Annotated in this window: 17 protein-coding genes; 8 read left to right on the top strand and 9 right to left on the bottom strand. The window is 56.2% G+C overall.

All coding sequences use genetic code 11. From position 1 onward, the window contains the following. Nucleotides 1-127: 127 nt before the first annotated feature. Nucleotides 128-1348 carry a serine hydrolase domain-containing protein gene (locus MSL71_RS18100; protein WP_180143081.1) on the top strand — a complete coding sequence of 407 codons (1221 nt, stop codon included), beginning with the start codon at nucleotides 128-130 and terminating at the stop codon, nucleotides 1346-1348. Nucleotides 1349-1399: 51 nt separating this feature from the next. Continuing rightward, a complete protein-coding gene (locus MSL71_RS18095) occupies nucleotides 1400-2185 on the top strand; it encodes a bestrophin-like domain (protein WP_180143079.1) in 786 nt (261 codons plus the stop codon). A gap of 246 nt (nucleotides 2186-2431) precedes the next feature. Here the strand turns inward: MSL71_RS18095 and creD are convergent, their stop codons facing one another. After that, the gene (creD, locus tag MSL71_RS18090) at nucleotides 2432-3784 is read right to left on the bottom strand and encodes a cell envelope integrity protein CreD (protein WP_180143078.1); all 1353 of its coding nucleotides are present in this window, start codon (nucleotides 3782-3784) and stop codon (nucleotides 2432-2434) included. Nucleotides 3785-3957: 173 nt separating this feature from the next. Here creD and creB point away from each other — a divergent pair, with 173 nt between their 5' ends. From creB to MSL71_RS18075, 3 genes are all read left to right on the top strand, one after another. Beyond that, nucleotides 3958-4662 carry a two-component system response regulator CreB gene (gene creB / locus MSL71_RS18085; protein ID WP_180143076.1) on the top strand — a complete coding sequence of 235 codons (705 nt, stop codon included), beginning with the start codon at nucleotides 3958-3960 and terminating at the stop codon, nucleotides 4660-4662. Beyond that, the gene (gene creC, locus MSL71_RS18080; RefSeq protein ID WP_180143074.1) at nucleotides 4659-6101 is read left to right on the top strand and encodes a two-component system sensor histidine kinase CreC; all 1443 of its coding nucleotides are present in this window, start codon (nucleotides 4659-4661) and stop codon (nucleotides 6099-6101) included. Before creB ends, creC begins: the two co-directional genes overlap by 4 nt. 302 nt (nucleotides 6102-6403) lie before the next feature. After that, on the top strand, nucleotides 6404-6619 hold the full coding sequence (locus tag MSL71_RS18075) for a hypothetical protein (protein ID WP_180143072.1): 216 nt from the start codon (nucleotides 6404-6406) through the stop codon (nucleotides 6617-6619). Nucleotides 6620-6713: 94 nt separating this feature from the next. Here MSL71_RS18075 and MSL71_RS18070 read toward each other — a convergent pair whose 3' ends face one another. Beyond that, on the bottom strand, nucleotides 6714-7076 hold the full coding sequence (locus MSL71_RS18070) for a CGGC domain-containing protein (RefSeq protein ID WP_180143070.1): 363 nt from the start codon (nucleotides 7074-7076) through the stop codon (nucleotides 6714-6716). 244 nt (nucleotides 7077-7320) lie between these two features. On the opposite strand from MSL71_RS18070, the gene MSL71_RS18065 reads away from it, so the two are divergent. Together MSL71_RS18065 and MSL71_RS18060 are read left to right on the top strand one after the other, a co-directional pair. Next, nucleotides 7321-7518, top strand: a complete 198-nt coding sequence (locus MSL71_RS18065; RefSeq protein WP_180143068.1) for a hypothetical protein — start codon at nucleotides 7321-7323, stop codon at nucleotides 7516-7518. A gap of 26 nt (nucleotides 7519-7544) precedes the next feature. Further along, the gene (locus MSL71_RS18060) at nucleotides 7545-12014 is read left to right on the top strand and encodes a DUF3859 domain-containing protein (RefSeq protein ID WP_180143066.1); all 4470 of its coding nucleotides are present in this window, start codon (nucleotides 7545-7547) and stop codon (nucleotides 12012-12014) included. Between the two features lie 308 nt (nucleotides 12015-12322). Here the strand turns inward: MSL71_RS18060 and MSL71_RS18055 are convergent, their stop codons facing one another. The 3 genes from MSL71_RS18055 to MSL71_RS18045 are packed head-to-tail and all read right to left on the bottom strand — an operon-like array spanning nucleotide 12323 to nucleotide 16555. Continuing rightward, a complete protein-coding gene (locus tag MSL71_RS18055) occupies nucleotides 12323-13900 on the bottom strand; it encodes a radical SAM/SPASM domain-containing protein (RefSeq protein ID WP_180143064.1) in 1578 nt (525 codons plus the stop codon). 32 nt (nucleotides 13901-13932) lie between these two features. Further along, nucleotides 13933-15093 (bottom strand): protease inhibitor I42 family protein, encoded by a 1161-nt coding sequence (locus MSL71_RS18050; protein ID WP_180143062.1) that lies wholly within the window; start codon nucleotides 15091-15093, stop codon nucleotides 13933-13935. Nucleotides 15094-15118: 25 nt separating this feature from the next. Continuing rightward, nucleotides 15119-16555, bottom strand: a complete 1437-nt coding sequence (locus MSL71_RS18045) for a B12-binding domain-containing radical SAM protein (RefSeq protein ID WP_180143060.1) — start codon at nucleotides 16553-16555, stop codon at nucleotides 15119-15121. Nucleotides 16556-17118: 563 nt separating this feature from the next. Between MSL71_RS18045 and MSL71_RS18040 the strand changes: the two genes are divergently transcribed. Next, on the top strand, nucleotides 17119-18828 hold the full coding sequence (locus tag MSL71_RS18040; protein WP_180143058.1) for a discoidin domain-containing protein: 1710 nt from the start codon (nucleotides 17119-17121) through the stop codon (nucleotides 18826-18828). 240 nt (nucleotides 18829-19068) lie between these two features. Here MSL71_RS18040 and MSL71_RS18035 read toward each other — a convergent pair whose 3' ends face one another. From MSL71_RS18035 to MSL71_RS18020, 4 genes are all read right to left on the bottom strand, one after another. Beyond that, nucleotides 19069-19641: a hypothetical protein gene (locus MSL71_RS18035; protein ID WP_180143056.1), complete on the bottom strand. Its 573-nt coding sequence runs from the start codon at nucleotides 19639-19641 to the stop codon at nucleotides 19069-19071. Nucleotides 19642-19821: 180 nt separating this feature from the next. Continuing rightward, a complete protein-coding gene (locus MSL71_RS18030; protein WP_180143054.1) occupies nucleotides 19822-20748 on the bottom strand; it encodes a transposase in 927 nt (308 codons plus the stop codon). A 165-nt stretch (nucleotides 20749-20913) separates the two neighbouring features. After that, complete coding sequence (locus MSL71_RS18025; protein ID WP_180143052.1) at nucleotides 20914-21297, bottom strand: hypothetical protein; 384 nt, start codon at nucleotides 21295-21297, stop codon at nucleotides 20914-20916. Between the two features lie 81 nt (nucleotides 21298-21378). Next, nucleotides 21379-21894, bottom strand: coding sequence for a hypothetical protein (locus MSL71_RS18020; RefSeq protein ID WP_180143050.1), 516 nt, complete (start codon nucleotides 21892-21894; stop codon nucleotides 21379-21381). Nucleotides 21895-22313: the final 419 nt, after the last annotated feature.

Below are 22313 nucleotides of genomic sequence, written 5' to 3'. Positions count from 1 at the left end.
TTTTCCGGCAGCCACGGGTTAACGGCCTCACCCATGCCCGTGGAGCCACCACCCCAACGAAACGCTGGCAACACCTTTCACTTGCCTGATCCGCAACGACCCGCCAATGCCGAACAGAAGAGGGATTATGCAACGACTTTGCTTCGTCCTCACCATCTTCCTGCTTGCAGGCTGCACCGAGCCTCCCCCTCCCAGCCGCCTGGACGCGGATACCCGGGCAGCCCTCGATGGGGTGCTCCAATCGGCGGTGAAAGAAAGCGGCGTTCCCGGTGTGGTTGCCATGGTGGTCGATGCGGATCACATCCTCTACACCGGCACCGCAGGCGTCATGGACAGCCGGGGCAGTAAAAAGATGCAGGAAGACGCCATCTTCCGTATCTTTTCCATGACAAAACCCCTCACATCCCTGGGGATCATGATTCTCGCCGAGGAGGGGCGCCTGTCCCTTGACGTACCGGCCTCTGACTACCTGCCGGAAATGGCAGAGTTAGAAGTTCTCACAGGTATCGACGATAAAAATAAAACCATCATGACCCGTCCTGCCTCACGGCCCATAACCATCCGGGACCTTTTGTGCCATACGTCAGGAGTCGGATACGTCTTCTGCAGCCCCGAGCTGCTTCGCATCTCCCAGCTTACATCGGCCCCGGCACACGAGTACCCAACGCTCCACGACCCGGGAGCCCGATGGACGTACGGCATGGGGACCATCTACCTGGGCTGGATTATCGAAAAGGTTTCCGGGCAATCCCTTTCCACGTTCATCGACACCCGTATCACCGGGCCCCTGGACATGAAAGACACCTCCTTTAAGCTACCCTCACGAAAGCACGACAGGCTGGTGGCAACCTACCAGCGAACCGCCGAGGGCCTGGAAGGGCAAGCCCGGCCCAAAAAATACAAACCCTTCATGCGGGGAGACAGCGGCCTTCTTTCCACCGCCCGCGACTACGGGCGATTCATTCAGATGATCCTCGGCCAGGGACAACTCGGTAACACCCGAATCGTAGCGCCCGCCTCCGTTGCCGAGATGTCTCGAAACCAGCTGAACGGTTTCACCATTGAGGAGCAACCCGCAGCCCTTGCGGGCATGACGCGTCCCTTTCCAACAGGGGCTGGACAGGACGGGTTCGGGCTCGGATTTCAGGTAAACAGAGGCAAAAGCAACGACGGGCGTTCTCCGGGCTCCCTGAGTTGGTCCGGAATCCAGAACACACACTTCTGGATCGACCCCTCACGCCAAATCGGAGTCGTTCTGTTATGCCAGCTGCTCCCCCACTACGATGAAAACGTCATGGCCCTGTTAACAGACTTTGAGCGGGTGCTCTACACAACCCTTCCTCGATAGAAAAGGATTCCTCACCCAGGCGTCAGCCAACAAACAGCATGGGAGATCCAAATGAACCCTGGCCAATTTGAAGCCCTTCCAATCCATTGGTTCTATGTCGGCACCGCGATACTCATGATCCTGTGTTACGAACTCGGCTGCCAGATCGGCCTGCGCCTGCAAAGCCGCCAGGAGGAGGAGACCCAGACCTCCCTGGGGACCCTGGTGGGAGGTTTGCTCGGAATGCTGGCTTTTGTCCTGGCCTTCACGTTTTCCATGGCCCTGTCCCAGCACGACCACCGAAAGCAAAATGTTCTGGAAGAAGCCAACGCCATCGGCACAGCCTATCTGCGAACCGACCTGATTGATACGCGACATGGCATGGAAGTAAAACGGCTTCTCAAGAACTATGTCGATATTCGGTTAAAAGCCGCCTTAAGCGGCAAAGACATCGACATTGCGGTAAAAAAATCCGTGGAAATCCATGACCTCCTGTGGGAACAGGTCGCAGAGGCAGCCCTGGAAGCCCCCACCACAAATACGTCACTGATGGTCCAGGCCACCAACGAGGTCATCGACATGCACGAAAAACGGGTAACGGTTGCCCTTCACAATCGTATTCCCCGAAGTGTCTGGGTTGCTCTTGCCGCCATCACGGCACTGACCATGCTGACCCTGGGCACCCAGATCGGACTGACCGGCAAGCGGCGCATTATTACGGTGGTTCCCCTGCCCCTTGCCTTTGCCGTGCTTATCACACTCGTTGTGGACCTCAACCGGCCCCAGTCCGGCCTCATCACCGTCGGCCAGCAGTCCATGGTCACACTCATGGAGAACATGGAACAAGCCACGGAATGATCCATGCCCCACCGTAAAGTTAAGGAGCCGTCACCGTCCCACCCAGGCCCTTCGAGCCCCCTCAACGAATCACCCCCTTGGTTTATGAGAAACGATCCAGTGCCTCAGGCAAAGCTGCAGGAGGCACTTCGACCCAATCCAATAACCAACAAATGACGACAGCGCACTCTGTCTGTTCAGCGTAAGTGGCACAGCCCGGGCAGAACAATCGTTTGTCAGGAAATGTCCCCGCCAAACAGGGCCGAATCAGGCCTCATCCTTCCCCTGTGAGCCCCCACCCTCAAAGGCATCGTACCAGTCGACCTTCCTCGTGATGAGCATCACCGCAACGAGAACCAGAAAGAGCCCCGCCGACCCCAGGACCAGGGCAAAACGCTCCAGCTGCAGGATGACGTAAAAAACCCCGAACAGGGAAAAAAGCAGTGCGAACAGCCCGGCAGAGTCTTTTGTGCCCGAAAGAAAACCGGCAGAGTAAACACTGATGGATGAGATGCTCGCGGCCCCGGCAACAAGGTAGGCCCAGGAAAAGCCCAGGTGCTCGGAAAGGGAGAGCAGGAGCAGGTAAAACAGGGAGAGGGAAATCCCCACCAGAACGTACTGCATGGGATGGATCCGGCGATTTTTCACCACCTCGAAAATAAAAAACGTCAAAAAGGTGATGGTGATGATCACCAGGGCGTACTTCACCGAGCGCTCGGATTTTGTGTAGAAATCCACGGGCTGGACCAGCTGCACCCCGAAGGAAAGCGGATCCAGAGCCGATGAGGAGATGAATGTATGCTCCTTGCCCGACGTCCATGCCCGGGCAAGGAGTCCGTCGTAATTGGTCACATCCCAATGGGCGGTGAACCCTTCCGGACCGATCTCCCTGGATGTGGGAAAATACCGTCCCTGAAAGCCGGGATGCTCCCAGGTGGAGCGAAGATCCACGGTATTGGTGTTGCCCACGGGGGTCACATTCAGCCGCCCGGCCCCCTGGAGGGGCAGGTAAATTTCAAAGGAGAAGGGGTGAACGCTGTCATCCGGGGAGCCCTGGGCATGCAGGGCCCGTCCCAGGGTACTGTTTTCAAGTAGCACCGAGGCGTGAAGACCCTGCAAAGGCGCCCCCGGTGTTTTGCCGTGTCGAATTCGACACGGCTTATCCTGCCAGAGAAACCGGGCTTTGCTCTGAACACCCTGGAGCTGCGAAATGCCCGCACTCAAAAACGCCTTGTCCCAGAGAATCCTGTCCACGGCCGGTTCACATTCAAAAAAAGCCGGAAGCGCAAAGGACCCTTTCAGCGTTATCTCCGATGTATAGACAACCACCTCATAAATTCCCCGACGCCTCGTTTCAGGAACAAGGGCCCCTTCCGCTTCAAGGACGTCGGGCAGCAAGTGAACGTACCGGGTTGCATTCTCCTCGTCCACAAAGGGGATGGTCAGAACGGGACCTGTGACCGTCTGGGCCCCGCCCCAGGTTTGCGACACCTCTCGAATGGCCTCCCTGCTCCGTATTTTCCGCTCGCCCACAAGGGATTTTATGGCGGTGAGCGGCACAAGCAGCATCACGATCAACGCGGCGATAATCCCGGTTTTCTTCAGAAATAATTGATTCATGGTCCATTCTCCTGGCAGTGCTTTTTTATTGATATGATCCCCGGCCAAGGCTATAAACCAAGGCCTGAAGGCATGCGCCGACCCCTTGCAGATCCCCGGTCGCCCAGGGGCCCTCACACGCCTCTTTTTCGCCCGGAGACATGAACCCAGTATGAAGTGGATATGAAAAGAGTATGAATTCTCTTGTCCTGATCGTGGAAGACGAACCTGCCATTGCGGAAAACATACGATACGCCCTGACCACGGAAGGGTTCGAAACCCTGTGGGAAACCGGGGGCATGGGGGTGATGACGATTCTTGATGAATCGCCTGTGGACCTCATCGTCCTGGATATCGGCCTGCCCGATGTAAACGGAATGGAGCTGTGCAAAACCATCCGCAAAACCCGCACGGTGCCCATTATCTTCCTGACGGCACGGTCCGAGGAAGTGGACAGGATCGTGGGGCTCGAAATCGGGGCGGACGACTACATGGTCAAACCCTTCAGCCCGAGGGAGCTGGCCGCACGGGTCAAGGCAGTCCTCCGCAGGACAGGGGCAGCCATCACACCAGACACAGACGTTAAAAGCAAAGCAGAATCGGGTAACGCTGCCTTCCGGGTGGACGACGCACGGCTTAAAATCAGCTATTTTTCACAGCCCCTCGACCTCTCCAGATATGAATACAGGATGCTGTCCCTTTTTATTGCCCGCCCGGGCCAGATCTTTTCCAGGGACAGGCTCATGGAGAGGGTCTGGGACGAACCGGGCATGAGCATGGACAGGACCGTGGACGTGCACATCAAAAACATCCGAGCCAAACTGAAAAAAATCCGGCCGGACCTCGACCCCATCCAAACCCACCGTGGCATCGGCTACTCCCTGAAAGAGACACTATGAAACTTGCGGCCCGGATCCTCATCGCCTTTTCCCTGATCCTCTCCCTTGGGTTTTACTACCTTACCCACGATGTCTTGACGAGCATACGGGTCCGCTACCTTGAAGGTGTGGAAGAGTCCCTGGTGGACGGAGCCCGAATCATGGCTGCCATGGTCTCCCAAGATATGGAAACCGGTACCTTTGCCCCGGACACGCTCCGGGCAACCTTCACAAAGGCCTACGCCCGGGAGTTTGCCTCCAAAATCTATCACCTGAACAAAACCAGCGTGGACATGCGGGTCTACATCACGGACAACCGGGGACGCCTTCTCTTTGACTCCCTGGACAAAGCCCCGGCAGGCACCGACTACTCCCAGTGGCGGGACGTCTCCCTGACCCTTGAAGGAAAATACGGAGCACGCTCGACCCGGGAAGGCGAAGACCCGAACGAACCAACCGTGCTGTACGTCGCCGCCCCCATCCTCATGGGAGACCAGATCACCGGGGTCCTCACCGTGGGCAAGCCCACCACCAACATCAACAGCTTCCTGCGCATTGCCAAAGCGCAAATCATCAAACGAAGCGTCATCGCCCTCACCGCAGCCCTTTTCGCAGGCTTTTTCCTTATCCTCTTCATCACGCGGCCCATCAAAAGGCTCACCCGATATGCCCACGACGTCCGAAAAGGAAAAAAAGCGGCCCTGCCCACCCTGGACCGAAGTGAAATCGGTGAAATGGGGCGGGCCTTTGAAAGCATGAAAGACGCCCTTGAAGGGCGCAAATACGTGGAGACCTACGTCCAGACCCTCACCCATGAAATCAAAAGCCCCATCTCGGCCATCCAGGGAGCCGCAGAGCTTCTGGAAGAGGAGATGCCCGCGCCGCAGCGCCAGCGATTTATTAACAACATCCAAAACGAATCCCGGCGAATCAGGCAACTTGTGGACAGAATGCTCCAACTGGCGGCCATCGAGAACATGAAGGGCCTGAAAGAGCCTGAACCATTGGCTGTAAAAGCCCTCATCAACAGCGTCACCGAACGGCTCATGCCCCTTGTCGCCCAAAAAAGTATCCACCTTGCCCAGGACATCGACACGGACCTCACGGTGACAGGGGACGCGTTTCTCCTGAAGCAGGCCCTCTCCAACCTCATCCAGAATGCCATTGATTTCAGCGCCCACGGCGAGACCATCCGAATCGCTGCAAACAGAAAGGGCTCCCTGGCCTCATTCTCGGTGGAAGACCGGGGCCCCGGCATTCCCGACTATGCCCAGGACCGGCTCTTTGAAAAATTCTTCTCCCTGCAGCGCCCCGGAGACCACAAAAAAAGCACGGGCCTGGGACTCAACTTTGTCAAAGAGATCGCAGAACTCCACCGTGGCCACATCACCCTTGAAAACCGAACCAACGGTGGCGCCCGGGCCATCTTGACCCTGCCCCTGAGTCAGGAAAAACAATAGCAGATGCCTCTTGCGGCCCTGCCGGGGAGCCAACCTTTTGAAAAGTTAGACAAACAGGTTTTGCATAAGGCATAGCCCCTCTTCTTTTTTTATTTACCGGAACGTTTTTGCGGAGCTTTTTTCAAAAAGCGACCCGCCGGAGGCAACTGAAGTGTTCCATGCGTTGACCCTGCCGGGCCAAGACCTGTGGGGATGACTTTTTCCATGGATGCTGTATACTCCTTTTCCACGGCGCACGTTCCGCCCCACACGCTGTTGTGGGCGCTAAAAATACTATTCATCCAGGAAAAAGGATTATCAGAATGTCGGACAGAGAAGATTTACTGCGCATCAACGCCAACATCAGCATCACCACAGCCACCCTGCAGGCCATTGTCGCCAACGTCAAACGCAAAACCGGGAAAGATGAGAGAGGAATTTACCGAGTGGACACCGCGGATGCGGTGAGCGACATGATCACGAAGTTCCTTATCGAACAGGATTTTGAATCCTATGCCATGGACGAAGCCAACTACTGATGCCTCCCCGCACAGGCGAGGCACACCCTGAAAAAAGGCGAAACACATCGCCCGCAAACCGGTGTTGCGGGCGACGCCCGGACCAGGCCCCGAATCAGGAAAAGATATCGCTGGGCTTATAGGGGTGCGTGCCTTCCACCACCTCCACCCCGGCCTTGGCCTTGATCTTCTTGATCAGGGTCTCGCTGTGGGGACAGTGGTCGGTGATACAGGGGGCAATATGAACCTTGGTGGGGGTCTCACCCATGGGCTTGTTCCACAGGTTCACCTGGGCCAGCCGCGTCACGATGGTGGCCCCGGGGCAGTCCCCGCAGTTCAAGAGCCCCATCAGCTCGGCGTCTTCTTCATACCGCTGAAACTCGCCTTCACGGCGATTAAACCCCACCATGCACCGCGAACAGCCGATGCACACATCATCCATGGCCTTCTTGCAACCGACAATCAGAATCTTTTCCATGTGCTCCTCCGAAGGTTGATATGATCAGGACCCGGGCACAACACAATGGCTGGAATCCGTGGATGTGAGCTGCCATTCTGGTGCTGCGGATTCCCACCCGCCACACATGCCGGGTTGAAAATGCCCTTGCTTGCGATCCCTGGCCCTTTACTTTCCAGCCCACATTTCCTACGCTGATAATACTTAAGCCATATCTCCATAGATTTGCAAGAAAGGGATTATTTTAATCAGGAGTCGAAACAACATGAACCACTCCCTTCCTTTCTCTTTTGCTCATCCGATTCATTTCTGCTATAGTCCGTCGTTTTTTGCCGGAGCCATACCTGACGGACGAATCTCACATGCCCTTTCCCCACGGTCAAAAGCACCTGCCAAGAAAAATTCAAAAAACGTTTACCCCGAGATTGATAAATCATCATGGCTCACCGGTCATGCCATCTGAATTGAGCCCATTTGCGGAGTGTTTCCATGGAGCAGTTTCATACAACAAACAAAATCACCTTCGACCCTCAGGACATCCGGTCCATCAAGGCAGGCCTCCGGACATACGGTCGCCTCATACGCTCTGAAGAGGCCTTTACCGAGGACATGTTCTCCTACTGCAACATATATGTCGAAACCGAGTCCGGGACGGCCATAACCCTTTCGGACATCGATAACACCTCCCTTGCCGAGGAGGTCTACCGGTTCAAAAGGGGCTCGGCCGCACCCGTGGAGAGCACCCGCCTCGATGAGTTTCTCTATTCCGAGACCCACCTCTTTCTCAAGGCCTGTGACCACCCGGAGCTGAAGGCAGACATCCTGGACGCGGCCATGGCCATCGTGGAGTACGCCCGCAAGCAGAACGACACCTCGGCCATGTGGATTGACGATGTCGCCGTGTTCGGTGTGGACATCCTGTACATCATTGCGCGCAGGTTCCCCGAGTACACTTATCTCCTGGGGGCCTACTTCATCCCTTACTGGGACACGGAGCACGCCGACTACATTCTGGGCTACCTTCCCATGCTCGTGCGCCGGTGCGGCATCACCCGGGACCTCATCAAGGCCTTCTGTTACTGCGACAACGCCGAGGTACGAACCATGATGTTTGCCTCCCACGGCATGGACACCGAAGGGATGATGATCGATGCATCGGAAGAAGAGCGCGACCTTCTGCAGCACCTTCGCAAGCACCCCGACGACCACGCCTACTTCAAAGAGGCCATGAAGGAACGGTTTGCCAGCCAGCCTTTCCTCCAGTACAGCGAAGATGAACGGGACCATGTGGAGCGCCCCATTGACGGGTTTTACATCACCATGCTCACCAGCGGCGAAGAGTATGTCGATGAAGACGACCACCTTGAAATCCTCAGCCGAAAAGGGGTGCGGGACCAGGCCGACAACGAGGCAGCAGAGCTCCACGACGAGATCGAGGCATTCCTGGGTCGCCCCCTGGTCTCTCCACGACCCGCTGAAGAAGAGGATGACGACGACTGTTACTACTACCGTGGAGAGGCCACGGAACAGTGGCAGTCTTTCATTGAAGGGGCCTTTGACAACGGGGAGGCCATCTGGGCTTATGTTGAGCACGGGCATAAACCTGAGGTCCTTGACACCCTTGCGCCCTGTGATCCCATGGACCTGGCCGGAAAAGGCAATCACAAGATCCTGAAAACCTTTACCTGGTATGTGGGAGGGTTCGACAGCCTCCTTGAAGAGTTCCACCACACCATCCGGGACCTTGTCTACGACCACTGCGACGAGGACCTCACCTCCGCAGAGATCACCCGGGGAGAACAGTGCATCCTCCGATTTCTGGATGTGTTCCACCGGTTTTTCGGCAAACAGCCCTTTGCCATGGACACGGTGGATTTCATCACCGATGAATGGGAGATGCTATCCGAAGCGGACTTCCAGACCCGATACGGCTCAGACTGGCGCCAGGCCTTCAAGCAGAACCTCGACGCCTTCACCGGAGACAACGACAACGTCTTCGGCAAAAACCTCACCGCCTGTACCAGGCTGCTGCGCGAGCACCGGGAGGACGCCTCGTCCCTCCTGGCCGATCTCTTTTCCCACAAGGATCCCGGTCTCATGACCCTTGCCGCGTGCGCGCTTCACACCGACTTCACCGAAAACGCCCACGACACCCTCACCGATACCCTCGTCACCTACGTGGAGACCCATTTCCTCCCCTTTTTCTTTGACGAGGTGGAGGACCACTCCAGCTTTATCTGCGCAGAAAAAGCCCAAAAGCTCCGTGATCCGAACCGACCCCAGCACATGCGCCCCACACCGGAAGAGGCGGATAAGCTGGAAAAAGCCCTGGCAGACTGGAACCGAGTCAAAACCTACGTCCGCGGGGTGAAGCCTGCGGCCCCTCCAAGGGACCTCATCATGAAAGCCATGAAGGTGGGCAAAGAGGGGCTCACACCCGAGGAGCTGGCTCAGCTCCAGCCCCCCAAGGGGGAACGCCTCACCCACGAGGAGGCCCTTGAGATCATGAAAACCCGCCTTGGGGTCCGTGACAGCCGAAGCCATGCCAGGCAGGCCCATTATGAACTCTTTACAGGCGTCTCCGACCACATTCAGAAGATCCAGATCACGGCCTATTTCCTGGCCCTCATGCCCCTTTCCATCAGCAAAGCCGCTTCTCGCGCCTTGATGCTCATGGCTGACCTGGCCCCGGTAAAGAGCCTGCGAAACCTGAGTTTCATCCACCGGGCCTCCTACCGCGACGAGTTCATGGACACCGTCACGGACGAAATCACCTTTGAGGACAACCTGGAGAGACTCAAATTTCCAAAACCCGGTATCTGGGCATGGAAGGTGGAGCGGTGCCAGAACAACGAGGACAAGGCCTCCCTTTACCACAGCCTCATGGAGATGTTCACCGAAGGGGAGACAGAGGAAGACCGCACCTTCTTCGGAAAAATCCACGCCAACAACAAGCGGGACCTCAGGGACGGACTCGGGCTGCTGCCCAAGTCCACACAGCTCCAATTTTTCAAAGACACCCAGGAGGCCTTTCCCGACTTTGGGTTCGACCTGGGCCGGGAGCTCTTTTTCGACACCCTCGCCACCGTGCTCAACTCAAGCCTGACCTGCCCGGAAAGCGTCTTTGTCAGCCGCGCCCGAAGCCATGGCGCCATCCTGTCAGTGGCAGACCCCACAGCCAGCGCCCCCATCCTTGAGAAGGTGAGCCCTGTCCCCTCCGAGGCCGAAGCCCTGGAGCAGGCCGAGCTGGAAGAGGCCGCCAACCCGGGGGACAACGGCTACCGATGGCTTCTCCTCCAGGAGACCGACACCGGATACGTCCCCCTTCTCCGCCCCTGGATCGTGCCCATCCTCTTCAGGGAGATGACCCAGGGGTACGGCTCCTTCCTGTACAGCACCCGGGTGGCGGTGGTCTCGGCCTCCTGCCCCCCTGAGCTGATTGAAACCCTGCACCGGGAGATGACCCGGGATTCCTTCAAAGCCGCCATGGCCGACGATGCCCTGGCCTATGTCCGAGGAGAAAAGCCCTTTGAAGAGGTGGCCCCCATTGCCGCCGACGCCATTGAGGAGCTCTCCTTCGAGATGGAGAGTTACTACGACTGCAGGATAAAAGACTTCATCTGGACCATGGACGAGCCCACGCGCCTCCGCGCCCTCACCTTCCTGGCAGCGGCCAGCCCCGAAGGCCTTGAAGCGGGCTGGGAAGAGTTCCAGGGCTCCTTTGACGCGTATATCGCCTACATCAAGCAGGTGAATCCCCCTGTGCATTGCCTCTTTTCCTTTATCCTGGACTGCGGGGAGGCAAAGGCCCTTCTGGAGCTGGCAAACGAAGCGGATCTCGTCCCCTGCCTTGCAGGCCTCAAGCCCCAAAAACGCCTTGAGGCCCTTCAGCTGATCGACGAAGAGCCATCGGCCCTGCCCCTTCTCCTGGCCTTTAAAGACGACGGCTCAAGGAAAATCCGTGACCTGGTGGCCCGAGCGAAAAAAGCCGCCCCCGAGGCACAAGCCCTTCCCAGGCTGACCCTTGTGGACTTCGGTCCCTACGTCCTGGAGCCTGACGCCTGCGACGAAACCCCTGCACCGGGTGCCTCGATCATGGCCCACAACCCACGGATCCTGGAGGAGACCCTCCTGATACCGGCCCAGGTCGGTACCAGCTTTGGTATCCGGTTCACCTGCAACGACGCGGACGCCCCCGAGGTGCTGTCCCATCGCGTGCGGATTCTCCACCCCACCCTTTCGGGCGAACAGGAAGCCGTCACCAGAACCGAATGGGCTCAAAACGGTGTGGGCCAGGGACGCATCTTCGCTGGCTGGACCTTTGAGACGGCAGCCGAATGCGTACCGGGCATGTGGACCATCGAAATCCGGGACACGGACAACACCCAGACCCTGCTCACGCAAACTTTCCGGGTGGTGGCCCCTGCCGCCGCACCTGACGGACTGGAGCGCATCATCCGCGAAGGAGCCGCCGCCCCTGGAATCGAGGAAATCCAGGCCCCGGGATCCCTCCACCTTGTTTCTGGAGAGCTCGTGGTGTGCGATGCAAGCCATCCGCACAAGGCGATCAGCCTGGTTCACCCCCTGCCCAACGGCACCCCCTCGGTCCGTCTCATCTTTCAAAAAGAGACCCGAAAGATGGCCTTTGGCGAAATCCGGTACAGCAACGACGCCGTTACCAGCTGGCACCCCGCGCCTTTTTCCCATGAAGAGACAGGCAACTGCCCCGAGGTCTGCATCACCTCGGGCACCCTCTGCATCATGGACCGGAAAACCCACGACCTGTGCATGGCAAAACAGGTCTCCTTCGGAGAAGCCACCGGCCCCCTCATGCAGCCCGACCCGAACAAAGCCCACAACGCCTTGGTGTTAAAGGCAGGCACCTCACGCGTCACCTGTCACGGCGGGTACAATGTCTCAGGGGAGTTGGCCACCCTGGTCTTTGCCTTTGATGACTAAATAAAGTGATGCCTTATCTGGGCAACGTGCATAAAAAAGCCTGCGGTACAAACCATGCCGCAGGCTTTTTGAGAGTTTGTTGTAGCTGTTCAGTCGCTAAAAAAGGCCCCATGGGGTGCCCAGCATAAAGAGCCTGTCCCCTGTTTTACCCGTTTTACCCGTTTTACCTGTTTTACCTGTTTGCCAAAGCCTACCCCCAAAATGTTCCGCCAGAGAAAACATATCGCCACGTGTTCCCCTGAAGCAAAAAAAAACCTGCGGCACACAAACAGCATGCCGCAGGCTTTGATGGCTTACTTCAGGTGGCGTCAGGTCGCCGGATATACCCCTTGAACCGCGCCCGTGAACCGCCCGATGTAACCTGGGAATCTTTTTTCACCCTCTTCCAGGATCTCCCGGGCCTTGCCCGGCTGATTGAGTTCCGAGTAAACCACGGAGAGGTCATAAAAAGAGTCCATGTGCTGGGGCGTGGCCGCTTCGGTGGCCTTGAGCAGACTTGCGATACCCTCCTCGGTGCGGTTGAGCCGGTGAAGGCTCAGGCCAAGGCCCTTGAGGGCGTATGGATTCTGCGGATCCATCTTCAGGACCTCTTCGTTGGCCTCCTTGGCCTGTGTGAAATTGTTCAGGTTGTAGCTCACGAACCCGAACAGCTCCAAGGCATCCACCCGCTGCGGGTCCAGCTCCAAAACGCGCTTCAACGTGAGGGAGGATAGCTGCCACTTCTGCTGGTTGGCATAGGCCCAGGCCGTCTCCATGAGTTCCGCCGGATCGTTGTAGCCCTTCAGCTTGCTCCGGGTGGCCTCCATGGTGGTGTGGTAGACGCAGTACTGGTTCTCCGCATGGATGGAGCCATTCAGGGTCAACCGGGTGTTGGGGCAGCCGCCCAGGCAGGCGTCGCCGTATGCACACTCTCCGCACAGGCCGCCGAGGTCCGACTTTTTAAGGCTGCGGGACCAGGAGAAGGCATCGGGGGCGTTCCAGATCTCCGTTAAGGGGCGCTCCCTGATGTTGCCCTCGATCATGCCGGTATCCCGAATGGACGTGCACCCCAGGATGTCCCCGTTGTGAAGGATCCCGAAGCTTCGCTTACCGGCGTTGCACCCCTGCCACAGCACGGCTGTCGGGACATTCATGCTGATCTGGCGAACGATGCTCTCCTTTTCGGTGTAGTACCCCAGGCAATCGGCGGGAAAGACCTTGATGCGCCCCTCCATCGTAACCTGGTGGGAGTAGTCGATGAGGTATTCGATGACCGAAGGTTCCACCACGGACTCCCGGTCCTCGGCCATGTTCCCCATGGGCAGGCCGATCTGGATCTGCCAGAGGTCCACGTTGTTTTCCAGGAGGATCTCTTTGATCTCGTCGAGCTGGTGGAGGTTGTGCTTGGTCACCGTGGTGTTGGAGGCGCTCACATGGTTGCAGGCGTTAAGCACCTGAAAGGCGCTGATCACCTTGTCAAAGGCCCCTTTTTTCCGAATGGCGTCGTGGGTTTCACGGTTGCCGTCCAGGGAGATGGAGATGGTCTCCACCCCGTTGGCCTGGGCCGTCTTTACCATCTCCTCATTGACCAGCCAGCCGTTGGTGATGATGTTGGGCTTGATGCCGTTGGCGGTGAGGCGCCCTGCAAGCTTCGGCCAGTCGGTCCGGGTCAGAGGTTCCCCCCCGGAGAGGGTGATCCATTTGAGCCCGACCTCTTTCAAATCGTCACAAAGGGCCAGGGCCTCATCCGTGGTCAGCTCATCCGGCAACGGCTCCGCACAGGACGACCCGCAGTGGTCGCATCGCATGTTGCACCCCATGGTGATTTCCCAGACAGCGGTAACAGGCAAATAATCCATGCTCCGATCCTTTTCGTATGTGGGTTCCGGGTCAGGGGCTGCAGCCATGGGGTCCTCCCGGTGACTGCAGCCCGAAGCCGTTAACAGCAGCAGCCTGTGGCGGGGTTACAGGGTGCGGCGTAAGGGGGCATGGCAAAGGATGCCTGTGCCATGGGCGCAGCGTACAAAGCCTGCACCGGCGTATAGGAGGGTGCGGCGTACAACGGCTGTGCAGACGCACCGCCGCGGATCATGGGAGCGGCATAGAGAATGGTAAAGGGCGGCAGTCCCATTCTGGGGTCTGCAGGCTGGCAGGTGGCCGGGGCCGCATACATGGGCATGGGTTGCGGCATGGGCGCGGCATAGACCGGCTGAGCCATGGCATTGGCCTGCATCATGGGGGCCTGATAGAGCATGCTCACGGAGGCGGCGGCCGTGCACGGGTCCGTGGCGCAGGCACCTACGGGTGCTGCGTACATGGGCATGGGCTGGGTCATGGGCGCCGCATAGACCGGCTGGGCCATGGCGTTGGCCTGCATCATGGGCGCCTGGTAGAGCATGTTCACGGAAGCGGCGGCCGTGCACGGATCCGTTGTGCACGCGCCGAGGGGTGCTGCGTACATGGGCATGGGCTGAGTCATGGCGTTGGCCTGTGCCATGGGGGCGGCGTAGAGGTTAGTCACCGTCGCCATGTTTGCCTGGGCCATGGGCGCGGCATAGAGAATGACCGGGCCGCAGGATGCGCAGGTAGCCTGTCCGGCGCTTGCCATGGGCGCCGCATAGGCGAGCATGGTGGCCGAGGCATCCATTCCACCCATGGGGGCGGCGTATTTCAGGACAGGGGAAGCCATGGGCGTGGCATACTTCAGCACCATGGAGGGGCCGGACTCCGGGCTCACGGCATCGGCACTGGTGAACCGCTGGGACTTCATGGCCTCTTCGATGTCGTCGGCCGCGGTCTTGGAGGGCGCTTTGATCTCTATGGTATAGGTCTCGGTCTGTGCGGGCTCTTCCATTCGCCACGGGGCAATGAGGATAAACTCAACCTTATAAGTTCCCTCCTTCAGTGCCACAAAGTCAAAGGCATGGTTGGAGGGACCACCGTAGGCAGAGGAGGCTGGTGTAACGCAGGAGCCAAAAAGTGCGATTCCGCCGTCCAGAAAGGAGAGATACCACCCGTACCCGGTGGACCCCACATTGGACTGCAGGACAATCTGGAGCGGTTGCCCCACAATAGCCGTTACGCATTTTTCTTGCGACATGACAGTTCTCCTTTGATTCATTGGGTTATGGAATGCCCGAGGCGTCGCGTAGATTCTCAAGGGCGGATACCTCAGACGAATGGGCAATGTCCGGGTAATACTTCAGGATAGGTTCGGGGGTGCAGCTCTGGATCATGTCCGGCGGGGCCTGAGCCTGAAGATCAAGGATATGCCGGGTCACCTCGTGGACCTCGGACGGAGCCAGGGGAATCCCGCTTCGAAAAAGATAGTTGCTGCCGAAAAAGCCAAAATCGTCGTAAAGGGCCTCATGGAGTACTTCCTTTCGGCGTTGCTCCTCCCAGAGCCTGGAGCCGGGAATCTGGCAATACCACTGGATCAACACCTGGACCCCATATGTTTCATAAAGACCTGCGGCAAAGTCCACGGTCTGCATCACCTCGGCACGTGTCTCCCAGGGCAGGCCGATGATAAACGAGAAATCGGCCCGGCCCGCAATGCCGTACTCCTTCAGCAGGGCCGCGGCTTTGGTGATGTTCTCCGTGGTGGTCCCCTTGCCTGCCTTTTTCAACCCCTCGTCGTAGCCGCACTCCGCCCCCACCAGAAATTGATGGGCATAGGGCAATGCCGACTCCACAAAGGCCCCGTTGAGCATATCGTTGGCCCGGGAGCTGAAGATCGCCTGCACGGGAAGCCTTTTTTCACGGAACCCCCGGAAGATCTCCACGGCCCGCTCCTGTTTCACGCTGAACTCATCGTCGATGATCTGGATGATGCCCTGGGTCGTAAGGGAGAGGTACCCCGTCAACCGCTCCACCCGGCGGACAAACTCGGCCGGAGAAAGCCCCCGCCATGTTTTCCTGTAAGCCGTGGAGCAGAAGACGCAGTCAAAGGGGCAGCCCCTGGAGGACTCGATGCCCAGGCTGGGGTAAATGCCGGGATGGAGGCAGCCGTAATCTGGTATGGGAAGTGCCGCCATCTCGGTTTCCGACATCAGCGGCGCGGTTGGCGTCCTGCGAATCCTGCCGTCTCCTCCCATGACGGTCAGGTTGGGGACCCGGGCCAGGTCTCCGCCGCTCTCCAGCGTCTCGCAGAGCATGGGCAGGGCCTTATCCCCCTCCCCGCGAATGCAGTAATCAGCCGATGTGGAGGCAAGCAGGTAGGTGTCGAACATGGTGGCATGGATGCCCCCCAGCACAATGGGGACACGGGGGTGATACCTTCGGACCTGATCGATGCACGTCCTGGCCGTGGGCCAGGCAAGGGAGGTGGTGCCGATGCCCACAAGATGGCTGGACATGATCAGCCCGGCGTGGTGGGACAGCTCATTGGACCCCTGGGCGATGAGATCAATGATGATGACCTCGTGGCCATGGTTGCGAAGAATCGTGGCGAGCAGATAGATGCCGTAGGGCGGACAGGACCTGACCGCGTCCATGGCAATGGGGGTGAGTGTCCCCCCATGGTAATCCATCAGGGGAGGTGCTATCAGCGTAATCCTCATGGGTTTGTCCTTGAAAGACAGATATATGGAAAGAGGCTAAGGGCTAAGGGCTAAGGGCTAAGGATGTATAGGCGCTGTGAGCGCGCGTCGCAAGGGTGCGAAAGGCAAGGACTCTGGAAGCGAATTTGGGCCGTGGGGCCCATGGGCTCAGGAATGCGAAAATTCAATCTATGCGTTTAAATTTTAGGCATTTGCGATTGGTATTTTGGTGCAGATTAACGTATCGTCAACCAAAAATCAACCACTATATCCCATGGGTTTCGCAGAGGGTCTGCGGGCCCTTTCCAGGACCGCCCCAGGGCCTTTTGAGCTGAATTGCTACAACAAAACTAAAACAATTGACATATTCCCTCATCCCCGTTAGAAATTCAGGAAGGTTTACGGAAGAACACTTTGTTTACATCCATTCAATTCAGGAATGGATGCCGTGCAGTAAAAACCATCGTATCACGTCTTTATGTTACCCAGCCCACGCCTTGGGCTGATGCGTCCGGGCACCCACAGCCCGCTCACCCGGCGGAATATCTTACCGCCACCTCACGTTCACCAACACAGAGGTAACCATGCTGACACGACGAATGAAAGGTCTGGTTGCAGGGGCACTGTTTCTTTTTGCGCCTGCGGTGTATGCATCCGATGTTTCCGACTACAAAGGAAGCTGGGAGTATCGCGCCCTGTCTTACCAGGGTGAAATCGATCGCAATGCCCCCTTTGGCAAGGCAAGCTTTCTCACCACCCACAACTCGTACAACGCCGGGGTCTACTCCCAAAACGGAAGCTACATCGACCCCAACCACAAAATCAGCCTCACCGACCAGCTTCAGATCGGCATCCGCGCCCTGGAGCTTGATGTGCACCACACCTTCTCGTCAAGCGGGTTCTGGCCCTGGGAATGGAAGTTCTCCCAGGAGCTGAAGTTGAGCCACGCCAACGGGGACACCGGCACCCATCCCAACGACCGCTTCTTCACCCAGGGGCTCCAGGAGATCAGAAACTGGCTCAACGCCAACCCCGACGAGGTCCTCATCATTTACCTGGAAGACCACATGGAAGGCCACTACGACAAAGCCATCGGCGAAATGAACGGGATCATCGGCGATCTGGTTTACAAGCCCGGCGGATGCAAGCGCCTTCCCATGGACCTCTCCAAGGCCGATGTCCTGGCCGCAGGCAAGCAGATCCTTCTCATCGGCGGCAACTGCGCCACCACCAACTGGGCCAACTACGTCTTCAACGGGCATTTTTCCTCCACGGAATCACTGGAGAACTTCGTGCCCTGCCCCACCTGCACCGCAGGCAACAAAGACGTCGCCTATATCCAGAGCCACCTTGTCCGCATTTATGAGGATTCCACCACCCTCTCGGCCCTCTTCGGGGACCCGGGCCCGCCCATTACCGCGGCCGATGCGGCCCAGATGGCCGAATGCGGCATCGGCGCCATCGGCCTGGACCAGGTGGTTCCCTTTGATTCGCGCCTCAAGGCCCAGATCTGGAGCTGGGGAGAAAACGAGCCCAACGACGCCGGGGGCGAAGACTGCGCCGAGCAGCGCAGCGACGGAAGGTTCAACGACCTGCCCTGCTCGACCATGCGCTGTGTGGCCTGCATGAACCCGTCAAACGGAGACTGGTTCATCACCGACGGTGCCTACACCTGGGCTGAAGCCCGCACCGCCTGCGACACCGAATTTCCAGGAGAAGGCCTTGTCTTCGGCGTCCCGGTCAACGGCTACGAAAACGCCCTGCTTCGGGACCTCAAAACCGGCCTCGGCATCGACGCCGTCTGGATCAACTACTCCGACCGCCTCAACGAAGGCCAGTGGATCGCCAACCCTTACGACAACCGCGCCCTGGGCAAGCCCACCGCCCAGTCTTCCACTTACAACGGCACCGCCCACGCCTCCCGCGCCGTGGACGGCAACCCCAACGGCAACTGGGCCGCAGGCTCCGTCACCCACACGAACAACGACCCCAACGCCTGGTGGCAGGTGGACCTGGGCGCCCAGACCGACATATCCAGCATTGACATTGCCAACCGCACCGACTGCTGCGCTGAGCGCCTCAGCCACTTCTACCTCTTCATCTCCGACGCCCCCATGGACAACCGCCCCCTTGCCGACCTGCTGGTGGACGACTCGGTGACGCGCCACTACCAGGAATCCCTGTCGGAAACCACCCTGACGCTTCCCGTCTCCGCCCAGGGCCGTTACGTGAAAATACAGCTCGACGGGACGGGTATCCTCTCCCTGGCTGAAGTGGAAGTTTACGGTGAGTAAGCATTAAATGGAGCTGCCCTGACTACAATTGCCTCCGGCGGCCCTGCCGGGGGCTAAACTCTTGAAAAGTTTAACAAACAGGATTTAAGGCCCTATTTTAAATTGACGCCGACACAAATACGGATGTGATTTGAGCCGAGGAATGAAGCGCAAAGCGTATTCGTAACCAGCTTTCAAGGTGGCACACCTTGCCGCCGGAGGCTTTTTTTGAGCTGAATAGTTACAATAGTTTTTTAGAATTTAACCAATTTCAAAAGGTTTAAACTCAGTGTCTTCAAAAATAACTATGAATGCATAATCATATGGGAATCGTGCAAAGCATTGGTTTTGAAAGATGTGGGTCATTATTTGGTCAGATTTGCAATAGCCTACTTCGAGCGGAAAAATAGTCTTTTTTGATATAGGAGGCTTTGCAAATTCTATATAGCCATCAGCTCCAAAATTACCTCCGGTAAAATTTGCTTCTATGATTTGCCCTGGGTATAAATTTACGAGATTTGAAATTATTGAGTTGTTACCTTCAATATCAGCGTCCTTTTTAGCTTGATCCGGTATAGAGATAAAACCGTATTGAAGTTTACCTAACAAAATTTGCTGCCAAGCCAAAGAAGCTTCAATAATATCGATGAAATTGAGTTCCATATTTTTTGGCAATTGACAATAAATATCGATGAAGGGTATTTCAATTCCGTTATTATCTGAGAGTGTACAGGTTTCAGCTCTGAAAATTTTTAATGCCTCGAAAGCGTAATCTCTGTACTTTTTATCATCTAATCTCTCCAGTAGAGCGTCTACATATACATCTCGGAGCATAAAGTAATTCCTGCAGTGTTGCTTGATACTTGTATAACGCGTGGCTAAGCGGCCCCAAAAAACTGATAGCACCAGCGATTGAAGCTACTGAAAACGTGTGACAAAAGAGATAAGCTCTTCATGAACAATAGACTGGGGAAAGCCCTAAAACACGGTGAACGCAATAGCCATATGCGATGGTCACCCCTCCGTCAATCGCTTTAAAGAATACATCCCTTCAATTCCCATGACACGCTGGGGGATCTTTTCCCGTGTTGCCTGAAAATGTCCCTTAAACATCTCATACCGGGCTTCGACAAATGCCCTGGACCCGATAATCCCGGAATCCGTAAAGTACCGGGATCTGTATCGCAGGCGCCTGACGCGATTCATCTCAAAGCCTCGCACCGTCTCTTCATCAAGAACACGCTTGGATATCCTCGCCTTGCACCTCTTCTCAATGGCCCCGGCATGATAGAGATACTCCCTGTATACCCTGAGCTGTGTGGCGGCATCGTCCACACCGAAATCCGGGGTCCCAAGGTCCGATGAAAGAAACCCGCCCTTGTTGCCCGTCTGAATATGATACCCGATGGAGCACCAGCGATAGTCCTCCGGGCGCTTCACGATACCCGCCCTCACCGCATTCAGGTCAATATAAGCGAGACAATGAATCAAGGTATTGCCCTCCTCGACAATCACGCTCTTGAAGCGCTCACCCCACAAGGTCCCTTTACGCTTTTTCCTCTTGTTATAAAAGCAGGAGAACCGCTGTTTGATATCCTTTACGTAAGCCGACAAGCTACAAAACCGATCCCGATAGTCTCCAAGCCGCCCGTCGGGAAATTCGGTTTCTTCACCATAGAGCAAGTGAAAACGTCGTCGCACTTCGTCATTGGACATGCCGTCTCCAGGGCTCATCACGACCAGCAAATGAAAGTGATTGCCCATGATGGCAAACCCCATCACGTCAACACAATAAACATCGGAAAAGTTGCGAATAATGCGCACCAGCTCATCTTTTTCGACCTTGCCAAACGGCAGACCGTCCAGTGCCGTTCGACTGATCACATGATAGGCAGTTTTCTGTCCTGAATCCGTCACGACCATACGGGGAACTCGCGGCATAACACCCTCCTTCCCAGTTTTACAGGCTCTGATATGGGTTCGGCCTGGAATGTTTTTTAGAATAATTAAGACATGATATCGACTCAACCAACTATCTCACAGGGGAACAGGGGATGTCCAGCATAGAGAGCCTGTCCCCTGTATACTTATTGTTCTGCAGAGTTTTTATTCACCTTTCGGTAGTCGATCCTTTAAGTATGTAGACAGCAGAGAGCTAACAAAAGAATCTTTCACATTCAGGGCTAAATACTTTGCAATTAGATCAAAATCATCCGATACGTATGAGGCAATTTCATGCTGATCCGTAGATTGGCTTGTAACCAAAAATGATTCTTTGCAGACTTTTTCAATCAGTTCGATTAAATCATTAGATGCATTATGATTCGCCCAGGCTTTTTCTATTTTTTTGTAGGAAGTAATCCAATCTTGATCAAAAGGATTTTCATCTCGGAGATCTAATATTGCATCAAAATCTTTATTGCTAAAACACACATCGCTAAGAATAGATCTCTGAATAATCGAATTTAAAATGCTTTCTATTTTTTTCATATCTATTTCAGGTGCAGAACGTTTGGCATAAGGCGCGGCGGCTTTTTCCCGTCGCCCTTAATGCCTTGGTTAGGGGGCTGCTTACTCAAACTGCATTCCATTTTCTTCAGCAAACTCTACAAAATAGTTGTATGCATCGGCGTATGATAAAGCACTATAGAACCGCAGCACATCACCATATCTGGAAGGAACTTCAAGCGCTTCGTGTTCGTATAAATGACCTGTTCCCCACTTCGAGATAATACGTGCGCGATCACCTACGATACCGATATGCTCAAACTGTTCGTTTGAAAAATACAACACGAGATCACCTGCGTTTCCATGCGGTACCGCGATGAGGTGGTTACGTGCAAGTAGCCAATCTATAAAAGTGGCTCCAGCGAATATACGGCCAGATCCAAAACTTGCGATTGCTGTGTAATCAGGCTTCTCTGTAAAATCGAACGCATGCATTACACATGTATACCTGTCGATCGGATACCCGGACTCAAGGATACGAATAGAATTCTGGACATCTCGGGTTAGCTGCATCAGTAGTGCAGGATGCTGAGAGACGTCGTTAACGTCGGTCATTTCTTGTAGACGATTACGAAGCATGGCCTGTTTGCCCCCTAACGCCGCGCTTCACCCGACGGGCGCGGAATGTGAAAGTGTTTGAAATACGCCGGACGTCAAAAAGCTGCACCGCTTGAAATGCAGCACTTGCGCCCGGTCGGTGTGGAAGTGCTTGTTCGGCGGCTAAACCGCTGCCCACAAAGACTCATCATCAACCCACTTTAACAGCAATTGTGACCGTACCGATAAGAGTGGAGCCAACTCATCTTTTGATGAATTACCCTCAATAGCCCCCTGTGTCAGGGTAGTTGTCGCCTCGTATGAAATTGTATAAAACAAAGCGGGGCGGATTTGGAAAAGTTATGAATCACTATTCCCCAGCATACAAGGCAGAGCTCATTCAACGTATGTCGCCACCGGAAAATATTCCCGTAAAGGAACTCGAGAAAGAAACTGGGATA

The sequence above is a fragment of the Desulfoluna butyratoxydans genome (assembly GCF_900699765.1).
Taxonomy (GTDB): domain Bacteria; phylum Desulfobacterota; class Desulfobacteria; order Desulfobacterales; family Desulfolunaceae; genus Desulfoluna; species Desulfoluna butyratoxydans.
Note: the sequence above shows the minus strand (reverse complement) of the source record. Positions and strands in the feature narration are given on the sequence as shown.

Bases quoted from the DNA above. Each gene is read 5' to 3' on its own strand.
- MSL71_RS18100 (WP_180143081.1), top strand. From the start codon at position 128: ATGCAACGACTTTGCTTCGTCCTCACCATCTTCCTGCTTGCAGGCTGC.
- MSL71_RS18095 (WP_180143079.1), top strand. From the start codon at position 1,400: ATGAACCCTGGCCAATTTGAAGCCCTTCCAATCCATTGGTTCTATGTC.
- creD (WP_180143078.1), bottom strand. From the start codon at position 3,784: ATGAATCAATTATTTCTGAAGAAAACCGGGATTATCGCCGCGTTGATC.
- creB (WP_180143076.1), top strand. From the start codon at position 3,958: ATGAATTCTCTTGTCCTGATCGTGGAAGACGAACCTGCCATTGCGGAA.
- creC (WP_180143074.1), top strand. From the start codon at position 4,659: ATGAAACTTGCGGCCCGGATCCTCATCGCCTTTTCCCTGATCCTCTCC.
- MSL71_RS18075 (WP_180143072.1), top strand. From the start codon at position 6,404: ATGTCGGACAGAGAAGATTTACTGCGCATCAACGCCAACATCAGCATC.
- MSL71_RS18070 (WP_180143070.1), bottom strand. From the start codon at position 7,076: ATGGAAAAGATTCTGATTGTCGGTTGCAAGAAGGCCATGGATGATGTG.
- MSL71_RS18065 (WP_180143068.1), top strand. From the start codon at position 7,321: ATGAACCACTCCCTTCCTTTCTCTTTTGCTCATCCGATTCATTTCTGC.
- MSL71_RS18060 (WP_180143066.1), top strand. From the start codon at position 7,545: ATGGAGCAGTTTCATACAACAAACAAAATCACCTTCGACCCTCAGGAC.
- MSL71_RS18055 (WP_180143064.1), bottom strand. From the start codon at position 13,900: ATGGCTGCAGCCCCTGACCCGGAACCCACATACGAAAAGGATCGGAGC.
- MSL71_RS18050 (WP_180143062.1), bottom strand. From the start codon at position 15,093: ATGTCGCAAGAAAAATGCGTAACGGCTATTGTGGGGCAACCGCTCCAG.
- MSL71_RS18045 (WP_180143060.1), bottom strand. From the start codon at position 16,555: ATGAGGATTACGCTGATAGCACCTCCCCTGATGGATTACCATGGGGGG.
- MSL71_RS18040 (WP_180143058.1), top strand. From the start codon at position 17,119: ATGCTGACACGACGAATGAAAGGTCTGGTTGCAGGGGCACTGTTTCTT.
- MSL71_RS18035 (WP_180143056.1), bottom strand. From the start codon at position 19,641: ATGCTCCGAGATGTATATGTAGACGCTCTACTGGAGAGATTAGATGAT.
- MSL71_RS18030 (WP_180143054.1), bottom strand. From the start codon at position 20,748: ATGCCGCGAGTTCCCCGTATGGTCGTGACGGATTCAGGACAGAAAACT.
- MSL71_RS18025 (WP_180143052.1), bottom strand. From the start codon at position 21,297: ATGAAAAAAATAGAAAGCATTTTAAATTCGATTATTCAGAGATCTATT.
- MSL71_RS18020 (WP_180143050.1), bottom strand. From the start codon at position 21,894: ATGCTTCGTAATCGTCTACAAGAAATGACCGACGTTAACGACGTCTCT.